The sequence below is a fragment of the Glutamicibacter uratoxydans genome, from assembly GCF_006539925.1.
In the GTDB taxonomy this organism is placed as follows: Bacteria; Actinomycetota; Actinomycetes; order Actinomycetales; family Micrococcaceae; genus Glutamicibacter; species Glutamicibacter uratoxydans.
Window position 1 is genome coordinate 1 of sequence record NZ_BJNY01000018.1, and the last position, 16,212, is coordinate 16,212.

Genomic DNA, 16,212 nt, shown 5'->3' on the forward strand with positions numbered 1-16,212 from the left:
GCCCGTAAATAGGCGAACTCGGTATTAGAAATTCGACTTAAAACCCCGAAAACTCGGGCTTTAAACCGGTTTCAACAGATGAAAAGTTGTCCGAGCTTGGAGGAAACCTGCGTTAAAAACAGCAAAACTTCTTCTTCCCGCCCGAAATTTTCGGACGGGAAGTCCTCCGATGAGCCTGCTAATCGGTAACGATCTCGGTATCGATGATTCGGGGATCATCCAGCTCCAGCATCCCCGGAGACACCTGCGGGATGCCAGCAAAGGCAACCTTGGCGCTCTCGATGACGCGCTTGGCCAGGTAGCGGTTGCCTGCTCCGCCTATAACCGCTCCCACGCCAAAGGGAACAACACGGCCGAGCACACTGGCCGCCTGAGTGCCAACGACTTTGCGCATGAACTTCTTCTGCATCGTGCGCTGCATCGTTGCATAGAAGCTCGTCGACTTATTGGCGCCGAAGGCCTTGGCCCAGCCCTTGACAGGTCCTCCTCCGCGGCCGGCCGCTTGGCGAGTCAGGCCTGCAATCATTGAGCTGCCTTCTTCGCCCATGAGTACTGCCATAACAAGCACCCGAGAACGGTCAGGGTCTTCGATGGCAATCCCATGCAGTTCTGCCAAGGTCTGCGCATACAGCGCCGAGGCCTCCAAGAAGCCAATGGTCGTAGCCACCGACAGCCCCAGGGCCACGCCCGTGCCAACAGCCGGAATAGCAGCAGTGCCGCCGACTGCGGCGCCAGAGCCGGTAACGATCTTCAGGTAGTCGCTCTCGGCGATGCTTGCCAGTTGAGCAGCTGTAGCATCCGGATTCTTGCGGCGCAGGCGCTTCAAATAGGCAAGGACCAGCGGACGCTGAACGCCGACGCCTTTCATGATGGCGTCTTGAATCATCGTGCGTGGTTTGCCGTCGTCGCCAATGACCGTCATTGAAATGGGATCTTTGCTCATAATGCTCACAGCATACCGAGCCGAACCGATAAGTTGCCGAAAGCTGGCAGGTGAATTCCCCTGCAAACAGGCTCATCGGATGAAGTTGGAATGCATCCTTGAAAGCGCCTGCCCCCGGTGGAAGAGTAAGGCCATGAAGAACGCACAGGCCAAGCGCTACAACCATGCACTCAAACAGGCTGGGTATAACGAACGTCCTGTACTCCTGCTGGATCAAGATGCCTTCGACGCCAATGCCGCCGCCCTGCGCGAAAGGGCCGGAACACTGCCTATTCGCATCGCTTCTAAATCACTGCGGGTGCGCAAGGCCTTGGACAGGGCGCTGCTGACCCCCGGCTTCCATGGAGTGCTGTGCTTTACCCTGGCCGAAGCCCTCTGGCTGGCAAGCCAGGGCTACAGGGACCTGGTGGTCGCCTACCCCCAGGCGGATCCCGAGGCGATCAGCCGCTGGGCCGGAAGCGAGCAGGCCCGGGAGGAGATCACCGTCATGGTGGACTCCCGCGCCCAGTTGGAGCTCATCGACAGGGTCGTGCCCCGCCATGCACCGCTCAAGGTCGCGCTGGAGCTGGATGCCGCCTACTACCCAACGGCCTCGCTGCGCATCGGCGCCGCGCGTTCCCCGCTGACCGACCCCGAAGACCTGCTCACGCTCGCCAAGCACGTTGCCAAGCACAAGCGCTTTGAACTCGACGGCCTCATGGCCTATGAATCCCAGATCGCTTCGGTGCCCGACGGCGGGCTCGCGCCCAAGGCCTGGGCGGCCCGGGCGCTGCGCAGGCGCAGCGCCGCCGAGCTTGCCGAACGCCGCGCCGAAGCAGTCCAGCTGGTCCGCGGCGTCGCAGACCTGCGCTTCGTCAACGCAGGAGGCACCGGCTCCTTTGAAACAACAGCCCAAGAACAGGCGGTCACCGAGCTTTCCGCGGGGTCCGGGCTGTATGCCCCCGCGCTCTTTGACGGGTTCCTTTCCTTCACCCCGCAGCCCGCGTTGTTTATGGGGTTCCACGTGGTCCGCCGCCCGGACGAGCAGACGGTGGCGATCCTCGGCGGAGGATGGAGCGCCTCGGGTCCCGCAGGCAAGGACCGGCTGCCGGTGATCGAGCATCCCCGCAAGCTGAAGTATCTTGCCCTGGAAGCGGCCGGTGAAGTCCAGACACCGCTCACCGGCCCGGCCGCGTCCCGGATGAAGCTCGGCGACACCGTCTGGCTGCGTCATGCCAAGGCAGGCGAGCCCGCCGAACGGGTCAACCGCGTTGCAGTCTTCTCCAAGGACAAAATCATCGACCAGTGGCCGACCTACCGCGGCGAGGGAAAGGCATTCCTGTGAGCGGCTTCCGCAATTTCGCCGGCACCGTCGCCAGCGCCCCGCACACCCGGCAGTCAATATCCACCCTCGAGCAGCTGGCCCAGGCCCTGGACGCCGCGGCCCGGCACGGGCACGGCGTGCGCACCGTGGGCGCCGGGCATTCGTTCACCGCCCTGTGCCGCACCGACCAGGTGCTGCTGGATCTTGACGGATTTAGCGGCATCGAAGAGGTGGACGCGGCAACGCATGAAGTGACATTCCGGGCTGGCACCAGGCTCTGGCAGGTCCCCAGACTCCTCAAGCCCTTCGGCCTGGCGCTTGAGAACATGGGAGACATCGACAAGCAGTCGATCGCCGGAGCAATCAGCACCGGAACCCACGGCACCGGCCTGGGCTTCACCGGGTTCGCCGGGGCAGTGACAGGGATCCAACTGATGCTGGCCGACGGCACCCGCCTGCGAACCAGCCGGAGCGAGCACCCGCAGATCTTCGAAGCGGCCAGGCTGTCCCTCGGCGCGCTGGGCGTCATCACCCATGTGCGGCTGCGCTGCGTTCCTGCGTACATGATGCGCGCGGTGGAGAGCATCGAACCGGTCGACCAGCTGGTAGACAGCTTCCTTCAGCGTGCGGCGGCCGAAGACCACCTTGAATTCTTCTGGTTCCCCAACAGCCCCAGGGCGCAGGTGAAGACCAACACGCGGCTGCCGGGCGGAGCCCCGCGCCATGCGCCGGGTACGGCGGCTCGCTGGTTCAACGACGAACTGCTGTCCAATGGGGCCTTGCAGGTGCTGTGCTCGCTGGGGGCCGCTGCCCCGAAGCTCAATTCGAAGCTGAGCAATTTCGCCAGCTCGGTGCTGTCTGACCGAAGCTACACTGCCAGCTGGCATGAGGCCTTTGCCAGCCCGCGCAGGGTGCGGTTCACCGAACAGGAATATGCGCTGCCGCTGGAAAACTTCCAGACCGCCTTCGAACAGCTGCGCGGCTACCTGCGCGGCATCGACCTGCCGGTGCTCTTCCCCATCGAGGTGCGCACGGCCAAGGCCGACGACGTATGGCTAAGCACTGCCTATGGCAGGGACAGCGTCTATATTGCTGTGCACCGCTATATCCGCGATGCCGCGCCGCATTATTTTTCAGATGTCGAGGCGCTGCTGCGGCCGCTGGGCGGCAGGCCGCATTGGGGCAAGGAGCATAGCCTGAGTGCGGCGGATTTTGCGCAGCTGTATCCGCGCTTTGCAGATTTCCAGTCGGTGCGTTCAGCGGTGGATCCAGAAGGCAGGTTCCTGAACGGCTACCTGCGCGGCCTGCTGGGCGCCTGAGGCTCCTACTGCAGGTCGCTCCAGACCAGTTCCGTAGCCTCGACGGCATCCGGAACCGCCCCGGGCAGCGGGAGGAACGAGGAGGGTGCGGATTCTCCCAAGCGGCCCTGGCCCAGCAGGTTCCAGCCTTGGGATTCGATCAGGTAGTTGCCGGCATTGTTGACCGGGTCGCTCTTGCCCAGCTTTTCAAGCAGCGGATCAAGTTCGACTGCCGAGCCCTGCCCCTGGGCCAGAGCCCCGGCGAGAATGAACTTCTTCCCCTTGAGCCCCTTGGCCATGGGGCCCTGGTCGGTGTGCACGTAACCGGCGCCGGAAATATAGTCGGAAACTACCTTGAGCTCGTCACGCTGGCGCAGCGCTGAGAAGCTATGGCTGCTCTGGGCCGGTTCGGTCTGCGCGGCGAGAATGTGCACGCGCTGCCCGCGGTATTCGATGGGGATGTCCCACAGGCCATTGTTCATCACCGGGATGGACGCGGCCAGCGCGCCGCCCAGCTTCGCATTGTCAAGCCGGTTGTCCTTGACCGCCGCCCATTTCAGGCTGGTCACCGAGGCGATGGAGTCCTGCTTGATGGGGTACTTGGAAAGCACCACCACAGACCCCTGCTCAGCAAAGGCTCCCTGTCCCCAGGCATCGCCGGGCCCGCCGACCACGCGGTCGTCGTCCAGGTCGGCTCCGCTTTGCAGGCCCTTGGAGCCCACCGCCAGATAGGAATAGGGGTAGATGGAATCCGCGCGCTGGTCGTCAGCGGAATTCAGATAGCTGTTCTGGAAGACGTTAACCGCTTTGCGGTCTGCGTCCATGCCGGTGAGCACCACGACGTCGGGATCGATCTGGCTGACGGCGTCCGCCACCCGGTTGGCTTCCGCATCGCCGCCGCCGAGCAGCTGGCTGTAGAGCCCGTCGGGCGAATCAGCGGTGAGGCTGGTGGCCATGGTCGCCACGCGCAGCGAAGTTTCGGACAGTGCAGGCTCCTGCGCCCCGGAACCCGTCTGGGGTCCGGCGGGTGTTGCCAGAGCGGAGGTTGCAGGGAGCATCAGGGCTGCTGACAGCCCCAAGCCCAGGGTTCCAACCAAAATCTTGTGCACCCTGCAACCCTACGCCGGAGGATTACTCCATGGCCAGCACCTTAATCGGATTGTGATGCTGCGGTGGCTGCCTTCTTGTTGGCGGCAAGGACTTCTTCCATATACGGTGCGCGCACCGAGGAGGAAATCCGCGCATCCACCAGGCAAATGCCCTTGGCCCCGGCGGCAACCCAGTCGCGCACCTGCTCCAGGTCGGCGATGGATTCGACCTTGACGCCGGTGGCGCCCATGGAGGAGGCGATGGAGGCGAAGTCCACGGTAGGGATCAGCATCGGGTCCTCGTGCAGGCCGATGGAGCCGTACTGGTGGATCTCCGCGCCGTAGGCCGAGTCGTTGTAGATGACGATGACGCCGCTGGAGATGGTGCGCACGATGGATTCAAGATCCGCCAAACCCATCAGGAACCCGCCGTCGCCGGAAGCCAGCACCACGGTGCGGTCCCCGGCAGCCGGGCCGGCGCCGACCATGGATGCGATGCCCAGGCCGATGGACTGGTAGGCGGTGCCCACGCAGGTCAGCGAACGGGCGCCGGTGGTGGACCAGTACTTCGGACCCCAGCCGATGAAGTGCCCGCCGTCCTGCACCAGCACGCGGTTCTTCGGCAGGATGTTCTCAAGTTCGCTGGCCACGCGGCGCGGATCCAGCAGGCCGTCGGCCACGAGATCCTCACCCTGCGGGCGGGTGCGCAGTTCGCTCAGGTCAAGGCCCGCGGCCCAGCCTGCGTCAACTGCGGGAACAGCTTCGATCAGGTGTGCGACGGCGGCGCTGATGTCTGCGGTGGCAAAGTAGTCAACCCGCGGGTTGGTGGCGGCCGCCGCCAGATCCAGCTGGATCAGGGTTGCCGATTCATTGACCAGCTCGCCGAAGCGCATGGTGAACTGGTTCAGCGAAGCGCCCAGGGCAAGCACCACATCTGCCTGCGCAATGATTTCAGCGTTGCGCTCGGTGGCGAAGCCGCCGGTAATGCCTAGGTCGTAGTCGTAGTTCAGCAGGTCGCGGGCCAGCAGGGTGCCGGAGGTGGTGGCGCCGAGCTTTGCCGCCAGTTCCTTGACGGATGCGGCGGCGTCGATGGCGCCGCGGCCGTAGAGGATGTGCGGGCGCTGGGCCTTGGCAAGGATCTCGGCGATCTGCGCCAGCTGGGTGGAGTTCAGCTCCGGAGCTGGAGGGGTGCTGCGCAGGTCTGCGAAGTCGGGCAGTTCGGCCTCGGGAGTTTCCAGTGCCGCCAGGTCATAGGGAATCGCCAGGACCACAGGGGTCTGCTCGCGCAGCGCGTGGACCGCCGCCTGCAGGGCAATGGCGCCCGGGGTTTCGCGGGTCACCACATAGCGTGCCGCACGCACGCCGGCGTCGATGGCCGCCTGGTCGACGTCCCAGCCGCGCAGGCCGGTGGTCGGGGCATCGCCGGTGACGAACAGCAGCGGGGTGTTGGCCGCCGCGGCCTCTGCCAGCGCGGTGATGGTGTTGGTGTAGCCGGCGCCGTAGGTGGTGGAGGCGATGGCCAGCTTGTTGGCGATGCGGAAGTAGGTGTCGGCGGCGGAGACCGCTGCCGATTCGTGGCGCACTGCGGTGTAGTCGAAGCCTGCGCGGACGGCGGCGTCGAGGAAGTGTGCGTTGCCGTTGCCCATCAGACCGAAGATCTGCGGGGCGATGGGCTTGAGGGCATGGGCGATTGCAGCTGAGACGCTGGACATCATGGACTCTTTTCAAAAAATGGTGCTGAAGAAAATTCCATATATGTCTGCCGCTACCGGTTGCTTCCGCGCAACGGGTATCGCCCCTTTTGAGAGCGCCGGAACCCGATCAATTCAAGGATTCCTGACTCAATGATGATAGGGCACAAACGCTGTTTCGCGCTAGATGGCTTCCCAGAAGCGCGCCCGCCTGCAACACTGAGGCATGGGTGTACAACGGATCTGGCGTATTGGCTTGGGGCTGCTGCTCATCGCCTCAGGGATCCTGCTCGCGGTCGCTTCGCAGATTGAAACATGCAGCGACGGACCGTTTGCCGGCGGCTGCACCTCAGGGCTTGACCCGGCGGTCGTCCTGCTGGGCCTTGCACTGGCGGCAGGCGGGCTCTTCATCGCTGTGCGCGCCGGCAAGTAATCACCTGTCACCTGCCCAGGCAGTGGCGCAGCGCAGCTTCCAGGTTCTCGGCGCGGAAGCGGTGCCCGAGCTGCTTGAGCTTTGCAGGTTCGACCCGCTGGCTTGCCATGGCCAGCAGCTCGGATCCCTGCTTGCCCAGCAGCAGCTCAGGACCGAAGGACGGCACCGGGATGATTTCCGGGCGTCCGAGCACCGAGGCCAGGGTGGCCGAATATTCGCTGTTGCGCACCGGGTGCGGCGCCACCGCGTTGACCGGGCCGTTCAGCTTGTCATCCCACAGGGCCCGGTGGTAGACGTCCACCAGGTCATCCAGCCCGATCCACGACTGCCATTGCAGTCCGTCGCCCAGCCGGCCGCCAAGTCCTGCCGCATAGAGCGGCTTGAGCAGCTTCAGGGTTCCGCCGCGCGGACTTTGCACCAGGCCGGTGCGCACCTGCACGCAGCGCATCCGCCCGGCCGATTCAGCCGCCGCCTGTTCCCAGTCGCGCACCACCTGGGCCAGGAAATCGGTTCCCGCAGGCGCCTGCTCATCAAGCAGGCCTTCACCCGCCTGCGCCCCGTAGATGCCGATGGCGGAGGCGCTGACGAAAACCTTAACCCCTGCCTGCTCGGCGGCGGCCGCCAGCTTCCGGGTTGGGTCGATGCGGCTTTGGGCAATGTTCTGCCGGTGCTTGTCGGTAAAGCGGCCGGCAATGCTTGCCCCGGCAAGATGGATGACTGCATCGCAGCCTTCCACAGCCTGCGGCGACGGGTCGGCTGGATCCCACGTGCGCTCATTCGGCCGCTGCGGATCGCGGCGCACCAGCCTGATGACCGTGTGCCCGCCGGATTCCAGGAACGCACACAGCGCGGTCCCCACCAGCCCATGCGCCCCGCTGACGGCGATGCGCAGGGAGCCCAGGCCCTGGGCGGCGGCGGTGCGGTGGGCGGCGAGGTCCTGCTCCAGCTCGCGGTGCCGGTAGGCAAGCATGCGGTTGACCTGCAGCGCCGGAATATTCGTTTCCACCACATCGCGCACCAGCGTGTGGCCGTTTTCCAGCGGGTCGAAATGGTGCTCGTGGGTCCATGACACCGACTTCAGTGCCCTGCCCAGCAGCCCGCCGCTGGCCAGCTCGTCGACGAACAGCCGCTGCGCGCGATAGCGTTCGGCGCTGTGCCGAGCACGCCAGGCAAGCCCTGCCGGCAGGCCGATGACTGATACGCCGTCGCGCAGGGACTCGGCTTGGCTCACCGCCCGCACCGGCTGCCAGGGAGGCAGCAGGCGCTGCATGGCCCCGGGGCGTTCATGCCAGGCAAAGACCTCGTCAACGGGAACCGGGATGACTACCTCATGGTTGATTCGCATGGCACTAGCCTGACACCTCGCCGCCGCAACTGCTGCATGTTCTCGGCAAAGTGTCAGGCCGGTTCCAGCCGTTCAGCCCTTGACGCACAGGATCGTGCGCAGGTGCCCGACGACTTCCACCAGGTCCTTCTGCGCCTCGATGACCTGGTGGATGTCCTTGTAGGCGGCCGGGATCTCATCGAGAACCCCCGCATCCTTGCGGCATTCGATGCCAAGGGTCTGCGCCGCAAGGTCCTGCTCGGTGAAGTTCTTCTTCGCCTGGGTGCGGCTCATCCTGCGTCCTGCCCCATGCGAGGCGGAGAAGTAGGAGCTGGGGTTGCCGCGTCCGCGCACAATGTAAGAACCGGTGCCCATGGATCCTGGAATCAGCGCCAGGTCCCCGGCCCCTGCGCGGATGGCCCCCTTGCGGGTGACCAGCAGCGTCTGCCCGTCGATGACTTCTTCGCGCACGTAGTTGTGGTGGACGTTGATCGGCGCATCGAATGACACCTCCAGCCCTGCGAAGTGCTTGGCCACCTGCTCCTTGAACAGCCCCAGCATCAGCGCGCGGGAATGGGCGGCGAATTCCTGCGCCCACCACAGGTCGTGCTTGTAGGCGTCCATCTGCGGAGTGCCCTCGATGAAAACTGCCAGCTCCTTGTCCACAAGCCCCTGGTTGTGGCCCAGCGACTTGGCGATGCTGATGTGCCGATCTGCCAGCGTCTTGCCGATGTTGCGCGAACCGGAGTGCAGGGTGATCCATACGCGGTCTTCCTGGTCCAGGCACAGCTCAAGGAAGTGGTTGCCTCCGCCCAGGGTGCCCAGCTGTTTCACCGCGCGGGTCTTGAGCGGCTGGACCTTCTCGTCCAGGGTTTCGAAGCGGTTGAACAGGTCCAGCACTCCAGTCTCCATGCCGTAGCGGCGCAGGTCCGGCAGTTCCTCGTGGGCGTTGAAGCCGACGGGGATGCTCGCCTCGATGCGTGAACGCAGCAGATGCAGGTCAGCCAGCTGGTCGGCGCGGATGCTGGTGCGCACCGCAGCGACGCCGCACCCGATGTCCACCCCTACCGCGGAGGGCGAGACCGCCTGGTTCATGGCGATGACGCTGCCGATGGTCGCGCCCTTGCCGACGTGGACATCGGGCATGACGCGCACTCCGTGGACCCACGGCAGCTCGGAGATGCGGCGCAGCTGCGCCATCGCTTCGGTTTCAACATCTTCTTCGAAAGCCCACATCTTCACCCTGTCCCGGGTGTCGGCCAGCGATATTGGGAGCGTGGTTTCACGCGCCATTTTCTACCCTTTCAATCATCAATATCCACATCAAAAGAGATTTGGAATTCTATTTTTTGGCACAACAAATAGACCCATACAAATTATTTGAATGGAAAATAAAAAGAGCCGATGAACGGTGTCATCGACTCTCAAAACTTCAGGATTTCCCCTTGGATCCCAGATCTCCACGATCCAGATCCGACCACCCCGTCAATGGGGCAACCCAGAATTCCCTGATCTATCCGCTGAATTTCGCGGGTAAGAGTCGATGTGTTTGCGGCTCGAGCACCGAGCGCCGATAGCGCTCCACGGATGCACACTCCAAGCCGAAGGCATGCTTAAAGTCGGCAAAACGCAATGCCTGCTTATCAAAACTAGTTGGGCTCAACAACATCACGGCCTCCTTCAAAATGCTCCACGATCGACAATTACAAGTTATACAGTAGTGTATTTTTTGGCGAAATCAAAGAATAGTGAAAAATAATCTATTTCCATCCCGCCGATAATAGCTAAAACGCCGGCCGCTTCGACTGTGGACAGTCGATGCGGCCGGCGTTTCTCACGGGCAGGGTCAGCGCTAGGACTTCAGCGCTGGCTTGATGTCCAAACGCTTGGGGCCGTATTCGGCCAGGAACTGGCCCGGGCCTGGGTTGGCCGCAGCATCCTGGCCGCCCAGGTGCTTCACGACGCCCCAGACGGCGTTCAGGCCGGTGGTCACCGCACCTTCGGCCCAGCCTGCGGTCCAGGAGACGTCGTCGCCGGCAAGGAAGATACCGCGGTGCTCGGCCGCCAGATCCGCCTGGTCGAAGTGGGTGTACAGGCGTTCCTGGTAGCGGTAGTGGCCCGGCAGGTTGGCCTTGAAGGCGCCCATGAAGTTCGGGTCGTCCTCCCAGGACACGGTGATCGGCTGGCCCACGATGTGGCTGCGGATGTCCACGCCCGGGTAGATCTTCTCCAGCGAGTGCAGCATCAGTTCCATGCGGCGCTCGGCGGTCAGCGACAGCCACTTCAGTGCGTCGTCGTTCCAGGTGTAGGAGAGCAGGATGACAGCAGGCTGGTCGTCCCCGTTGTCCAGCAGGTAGGTGGCGCGGTTCAGGCGGTCGGTGAGCGTCATGGACATCAGGTACTCGCCGGTGACCGGGTCGCGGTCCTTCCAAAACGGACGGTCCACCATCACGAAGGTCTTGGAGGATTGCATATAGTGGCTGCGCTCGATGGCGGTCCACAGCTCTGCAGGGAACAATGCCTCGTCGGTGTCGATGCCGGTGGACAGCAGCCAGGACTGCACGGTGGAGACCACTGCGCCGAAGGTTTCGGTGCGGCCGAAGCGTTCGGTGACCTCGATGGTGTTGGCGCCGTTGAAGCCGAGCTCATCGGTGCGATAGACCTTGGCCACCGCGCCGCGCGGTGCGCCGCCGTGCAGCGAGGCCAGCGAGGTGCCGGCAGGCCAGTGCTTCATGTCCGCCGGGGCGTGGTTCCACAGGGCGTTGGGCAGCTTGGCCGCTCCCCCGGTGATGCCGCGGTGGTTGTCGTCCGCGTCGGTGTAGACCACGCGCAGGATTTCAAGGATGGAGTTCGGGAAGTCGGTGTCCCAGCCGCCGGAGCCGAAGCCCACCTGGCCGAAGGCTTCGCGGTGCTCAAAGCCGGCGTCCTTGAAGGCCTGGGAGTTGGCGATGAAGCCGTAGAAGCTCTCCTCGTCGAATTCCTCGAGCAGCGAATCCCAGATTTCCTTGATCTTGGCGGTGTCGCGTTCGATGATGGCGCGCTGCATCTGCTCGAAGTGGGCGTCTTCGCGCAGCGCCTGCTTCCAAGCCTCGGCGACTTCCTGGTAGAAGACCGGCAGGTCAGCCGGGTCCTCGACGTAGACCTTCTGGCCCTTGAGTTCGATCACGGTGGAATCGGTAGGGGCCGCCAACGGGTTCGGGAAGTCAAAGGTTTCCAAGCCCAGCAGGTCGATGTAGTGGTAGAGCGCCTTGCTGGAGACCGGGAAGCGCATGCCGCCCAAGTCGCAGGTGATTTGTGGGGCCGCCAGAAAGCTGGCGGTGCGCAGGCGCCCGCCAATCTGGTCCGCCTCGTAGACAACGGGCTTCAGGCCCAGCTTCATCAGCTCATAGGCGGTCACCACACCGGACAGGCCGGCGCCGATCACGGCAACCTCGGTGCCGTAGAGCTCTTCCGGGACCGAGCCCAGGCCGGCAGGGTTGGCAAGATAGTGGTCGTAGCTGAACGGGAAGTCGGGGTTCAGCATGTTGATGGATTCGGTGCTCATAGCCTCAATGTTCCTTGATGAGTGCGTGTGGTAGTTATTTTTCGCCCACGTGGGTGGCGATGTAGTCCTGTTTGCTCAACCGTCCCAGGCGGGAGCGGGAGCGGCCGTAGCCAAGGTAGATTGCGATGCCCACCAGCATCCAGATGCCGAAAACCACCCAGGTTTCGCCGCCCAGCTGGCTCATCAGGAACAGGCAGGCAAGCACGCCAAGGATCGGGGTGATCGGGTAGAACGGAACCTTGAAGGTTCGGGTGGCTAGCGGCTGCTTCTTGCGCAGGTACATCACCGAGACTCCCACCAGCGCAAAGGCGAACAGGGTGCCGATGCTGGTGGCGTCGGCCAGGGCGCCCAGCGGGATGAAGCCTGCGGTGATGGCAACCAGGATGCCAGTGATGAGGGTGCCCGCCACCGGGGTGCCGGTCTTAGGGGATACCTTGGAGAAGACCTTCGGGACCAGGCCGTCGCGGGACATGGACAGCAGGATGCGGGTCTGGCCGTAGAGCACGGTCAACACTACGGAGGCGATGGCCAGCACTGCGGCCACAGCGAAGACCAGAACCAGAATCGGCTGGCCGGTCAGTTCGCCGACGATCTGCACCAGAGCGGCTTCGGTGCCGTCGAACCACTGCCATTCACGGGCGCCGATAGCGGAGACCGCCACCAGCACATAGGTCAGGGTCACGATCAGCATGGAGAGCATAATGGCCCGCGGCAGGTCGCGCTTGGGGTTCTTAGCTTCCTCGCCGGCGGTAGAAGCCGCGTCGAAGCCGATGTAGGAGAAGAAGACGGTGGAGGCGGCTGCGGTGACGCCGGCGGCGCCCATAGGCAGCAGCGGCTCGAAGTTTCCTGCATTGAAGGCGCTGAAAGCAACGATGGAGAAGAACACCAGGATGCCCGCCTTGATGATCACCACGATGGTGTTCACGATGGCTGATTCGCGCATGCCGCGCACCAGCAGCAAGGTGGCAAGCACCACGACGATCAGCGCCGGCAGGTTGACCACGCCGCCTTCCAGCGGGCCGCCTGCCAGTGAGGCCGGAAGTTCCATGCCGAAGGTGCGCAAGGTTTCGTTGACGTATTCGCCGGCGCCCACGGCAACCGCCGCGACGGAGACCGCGTATTCAAGAACCAGACACCAGCCGCAGATCCACGCAAGCCCTTCGCCCATGGTGGCGTAGGTGTAGGAGTAGCTGGAACCGGAGACCGGAACCATGCCTGCCATCTCTGCGTAGGAGACCGCTGAAAGCAGTGCGGTGATGCCCGCGATGACGAAGGAAATCCAGATGGCAGGTCCTGCGATGGGCACCGTGGCGCCCAGGATCACCAGGATGCCGGTGCCCATGGTGGCGCCGACGCTGATCATGGTCAGCTGCCACATGCCAAGGGTGCGGCGCAGCTGGCCGGCGCCGGCATTGTTTTCGGCGTCGCTGATCATCATGTTGATCGATTTGCGGCGGCGAAGCTGCGGGCCAAGCGCAGTGGTGCTTCTGGAAGCCACGTCCGGGGTGCTGTTCATAGCGGTCCTCACTGGGAAAAGAGGTTTTGCTGTCGGATACCAGCCTAAGGCTGTGAGCCACCTCTCAAGACTAGAAGTTTTGAACTAGAATATTGTGACATGGGACATTTCGCACCGGAATTAGGCACGCTGGATTCACCTGATCTGGGATTTAGCCGCGCATGGGATTCCATCACCCTCTACAGATTTTTGCGCCAGCTGCCGGCGGATGTCCAGATCATCCACGACGCGGGAGACCGGCCGCTGCGCTGGGTAGAACCCAGCGACATCGACGACCCCACCGGCTATCTGGTGGACGATGAATTGATCCTGACCAGCGGCTACCCCCTGGTGGCCCATATCGAAGACCAGCAGTGGGTTGACCAGTTTGTTGCTCGCTTGGCCCAGGCGAAAGTCTGCGCCGTGGGCTTCGGCATTGAACCCTACTTCTCGCAGGTTCCCGAACCATTGCTCAGGGCCTGCATCAAGAACGACGTCACCCTGATCCAGATTCCGCAGTCGGTGCCCTTCGCCGCCATCGGCCTGGCTTTCGCCCAGCTCATGGAAGCCGACGGAGCAGCCCTGCTTCGGTCCAACACCGACTCAAATCGTGCACTGATGCGCTGTGTAGCCCAGAACAATCCGGAAGAGCAGCTAGTTGCCACCCTGTCCCAGCGCGCCAAATGCTCGGTGAAGCTTTTGGACGCCGCCGCCCAGGAACGCTTCAGCGCTCTGCACCAGTCGTCGATGCCGCTGCGCGCAGAGCTCGTTGAAGAGCTTTTCAACCAGGCGGCCCGTTCGGAAACCTCCTCGCAGTTTGCCCTGCTGCGCGAAGAGTCAGCCACCCATCTGGCATTCCCCATCCGGGCAAGCTCTGCCCAGGGCCAGGCGCCGCTCCTGGGAGTGCTGCTGGTCAGCTTCGACAAGGATCCTTCGGGTTTCGACCACACGCTCATGGCAACAACACTGGGGCTGCTGGAAGTTGTGGCCCGCGAGCGGGCCATGGTGAGCTTCACTTCGGCGCAGCTGGCAACCTCGCTTCTCACCGGGTCCCTGCAGAGCCTGAACCCAGCACAGCTGAAGTTGCTCAATCAAAGCCTGGGCAAAAATACCCGCAAGCCGCTGCGCGCGCTGGCCCTCATCGCAAAGAAGTCAGCAGCCAGCACCGAAGGCGACCGCCATCTGGCGCACCTTCGCATCTTGCTGGATACCGAGCTGGTCAGCGTGCAGGATGGGAACTTCATTGCCTTGAGCAAAATCGAGCCTTCCGAGGCCCAGTTCAAAAAGCTCGCCAAAGCCGGATACCTTGCAGCCTTCAGCCATCCGCTGGAGCCCAAGCAAGGTTCAAGTGAAGGATTCGTAGCCCTCTTGGCCCAGGCCAAGGGCCTGATCCCCCAAGTTCAAGAAAAGCAGCAAAGCATGGATGCCGCCGGCATGGCCAGGACCTTCCAGTCGCTGCTGCCCAAGGAAGCCGGACGCGAACTAGCCCAGGCGGCGTTGGCGCCGCTGCTCGAACTCCCCGCCAAGCGCCGCGATCTCTACCTCCAGGTGCTCGGCTCCTGGCTGGATTCGAACGGTTCTTGGGACGAGACCTCTAAGCGCTTGGATCTCCACCGCAATTCAGTGCGGCGCCATGTCTCCAGCATTGCCCAGATCCTCGACGTTGACCTGAACTCGGCCGCTACCCGCAATGAGCTCTTTTTGGCTTTGCGGTTCCTCGCCTAGTTTCGAGCGCGCTGGGCGGCCCACTGTGCGTAGAGGTCAGTCTTGGCTTCTCGAAGATACGGGACCTCTTCGCGTACCTTATTCAAGTATTCGCGTTCGATGCTCGCAAAGATGACTTCAGCACCGGTCCCTCCCTGGGCCAGGATGGCGCCATCAGGTGCGGCAATCACACTGGTTCCGGATAGCTGGAACCCGTTCTCGGTGCCTACGTGGTTTGCGTAGGCAATATACAACTGGCTTTCCATGGCGCGCGTTGGCACCAGCGCGGTGCTGACTACTTCGTAGCCCTTGCCCACCGCCGTGGGAATCAAAAGCACTTCGACGCCTCGGCGGGCGGCTTCCCGTACGAGCTCTGGGTATTCGACATCGAAGCAGATTGCCATGCCGAGTTTCATCCCCTGGTAGTCGAAGACAGCCGGCGCATTCACTCCGGGAGTGAATACCTGCTGTTCCTCGTCCCCGAAGAGGTGGACCTTTTCGTAATGGGACAGTTCGGCCCCACTTTGGTCGATGAACGTTGAGGTGATCTTCCACTGCCCTTCGGCTGCATCAGGCATTGAGTAGGCCAGGGCAATGCCTCGTTGCTGCGCGATCTTCGCTAAACGAGATCGAAGCTCGGGAAGCACCGCTGGGTCGAATGACTTCTTCAGCGCATCAGGGGCATAGCCGACGATAAAAAGCTCGGGAGTCAGCAGGAGCGTGGCTCCCTGATCAGCTGCTTTTTGGGCAGCTTCATCCACAGTCTTAAGATTCGATTCGTAGTCTAAAACTACGGCTTCCGCCTGCATGGCTGCAATCAGCATTCGAAGGTCTCCTAGCACCCGATGTTGCTTTCAGCCTACGCGCTGCGGCATGACATCTCACATGGACCTTTCGCACTGAATTACGATTCAAACGGCCATTTTGCACCATATGGCGTGCTCGCGTGGAAATCGAGATGCACTTTTGCAGAAAGTGACTTCACTTGGCATTTTAGCGCCGTCGGCAGGCGCGACCTCGCGATGGGGTCAGCGGGAAGCCCGCACGAGTCCACGCTCTCCAAGCACCACCGAGAGCAGCAGCGCCGCACTGGCGGCCAGCCATGGCACGTAACCGGCAAATCCTTGAAGCCGCCCATCAAGTAGCCACGAAAAAATGAAAAAAGTTGCGACAGCAAGAGCCAGTGCCGCGGCGCCGACAAGCGCGCGTGCCTTTTTCGAGACGCCCTTCCACGCAGGGACACTGGTGCCGGCATCGTCTGCAGCAGTTAAACCCAAATATCTCAGCACGCCTCAACTCCTCAACCCGATTTTAAATCCTCAGTTCGAACTGTTTAAACACTAGTCAATTGATACTCTCACGTGAATACTACTTTTGGAGGACCTCGGC

The 16,212-nt window shown here is 62.9% G+C and carries 13 protein-coding genes; 4 read left to right on the top strand and 9 right to left on the bottom strand.

Features of this window, described 5'->3' with window-relative positions; genetic code table 11:
* Positions 1-178: 178 nt before the first annotated feature.
* Complete coding sequence (locus AUR04nite_RS14135; protein WP_141366243.1) at positions 179-943, bottom strand: hypothetical protein; 765 nt, start codon at positions 941-943, stop codon at positions 179-181.
* A 133-nt stretch (positions 944-1,076) separates the two neighbouring features.
* Between AUR04nite_RS14135 and AUR04nite_RS14140 the strand changes: the two genes are divergently transcribed.
* Both AUR04nite_RS14140 and AUR04nite_RS14145 read left to right on the top strand, forming a co-directional pair.
* Entirely contained in the window at positions 1,077-2,267 is a 1,191-nt protein-coding gene (locus AUR04nite_RS14140) for an alanine racemase (RefSeq protein ID WP_141366245.1), read from the top strand.
* On the top strand, positions 2,264-3,565 hold the full coding sequence (locus tag AUR04nite_RS14145) for a D-arabinono-1,4-lactone oxidase (RefSeq protein WP_170184219.1): 1,302 nt from the start codon (positions 2,264-2,266) through the stop codon (positions 3,563-3,565). Before AUR04nite_RS14140 ends, AUR04nite_RS14145 begins: the two co-directional genes overlap by 4 nt.
* 5 nt (positions 3,566-3,570) lie before the next feature.
* Here the strand turns inward: AUR04nite_RS14145 and AUR04nite_RS14150 are convergent, their stop codons facing one another.
* Both AUR04nite_RS14150 and AUR04nite_RS14155 read right to left on the bottom strand, forming a co-directional pair.
* Positions 3,571-4,653, bottom strand: coding sequence for an endonuclease/exonuclease/phosphatase family protein (locus AUR04nite_RS14150; protein WP_141366249.1), 1,083 nt, complete (start codon positions 4,651-4,653; stop codon positions 3,571-3,573).
* Between the two features lie 41 nt (positions 4,654-4,694).
* Positions 4,695-6,344 (bottom strand): thiamine pyrophosphate-binding protein, encoded by a 1,650-nt coding sequence (locus AUR04nite_RS14155; RefSeq protein ID WP_141366251.1) that lies wholly within the window; start codon positions 6,342-6,344, stop codon positions 4,695-4,697.
* A 205-nt stretch (positions 6,345-6,549) separates the two neighbouring features.
* On the opposite strand from AUR04nite_RS14155, the gene AUR04nite_RS14160 reads away from it, so the two are divergent.
* The gene (locus AUR04nite_RS14160) at positions 6,550-6,756 is read left to right on the top strand and encodes a hypothetical protein (RefSeq protein ID WP_141366253.1); all 207 of its coding nucleotides are present in this window, start codon (positions 6,550-6,552) and stop codon (positions 6,754-6,756) included.
* 7 nt (positions 6,757-6,763) lie between these two features.
* Here AUR04nite_RS14160 and AUR04nite_RS14165 read toward each other — a convergent pair whose 3' ends face one another.
* The 4 genes from AUR04nite_RS14165 to AUR04nite_RS14180 form a co-directional block, all read right to left on the bottom strand.
* The gene (locus AUR04nite_RS14165; protein WP_141366255.1) at positions 6,764-8,101 is read right to left on the bottom strand and encodes a TIGR01777 family oxidoreductase; all 1,338 of its coding nucleotides are present in this window, start codon (positions 8,099-8,101) and stop codon (positions 6,764-6,766) included.
* Positions 8,102-8,173: 72 nt separating this feature from the next.
* Positions 8,174-9,373: an RtcB family protein gene (locus AUR04nite_RS14170; RefSeq protein WP_141366257.1), complete on the bottom strand. Its 1,200-nt coding sequence runs from the start codon at positions 9,371-9,373 to the stop codon at positions 8,174-8,176.
* 559 nt (positions 9,374-9,932) lie between these two features.
* Positions 9,933-11,624 (bottom strand): flavin monoamine oxidase family protein, encoded by a 1,692-nt coding sequence (locus AUR04nite_RS14175; protein WP_246055543.1) that lies wholly within the window; start codon positions 11,622-11,624, stop codon positions 9,933-9,935.
* A gap of 34 nt (positions 11,625-11,658) precedes the next feature.
* Positions 11,659-13,140 (bottom strand): amino acid permease, encoded by a 1,482-nt coding sequence (locus AUR04nite_RS14180; protein WP_141366259.1) that lies wholly within the window; start codon positions 13,138-13,140, stop codon positions 11,659-11,661.
* A gap of 99 nt (positions 13,141-13,239) precedes the next feature.
* Between AUR04nite_RS14180 and AUR04nite_RS14185 the strand changes: the two genes are divergently transcribed.
* Complete coding sequence (locus AUR04nite_RS14185) at positions 13,240-14,844, top strand: PucR family transcriptional regulator (RefSeq protein WP_141366261.1); 1,605 nt, start codon at positions 13,240-13,242, stop codon at positions 14,842-14,844.
* On the opposite strand, the gene AUR04nite_RS14190 is transcribed toward AUR04nite_RS14185, so the two are convergent.
* On the bottom strand, positions 14,841-15,647 hold the full coding sequence (locus AUR04nite_RS14190) for a carbon-nitrogen hydrolase family protein (RefSeq protein WP_141366263.1): 807 nt from the start codon (positions 15,645-15,647) through the stop codon (positions 14,841-14,843). The genes AUR04nite_RS14185 and AUR04nite_RS14190 overlap by 4 nt on opposite strands.
* 204 nt (positions 15,648-15,851) lie before the next feature.
* Positions 15,852-16,112, bottom strand: a complete 261-nt coding sequence (locus AUR04nite_RS14195) for a hypothetical protein (RefSeq protein WP_141366265.1) — start codon at positions 16,110-16,112, stop codon at positions 15,852-15,854.
* Between the last annotated feature and the right edge of the window lie 100 nt (positions 16,113-16,212).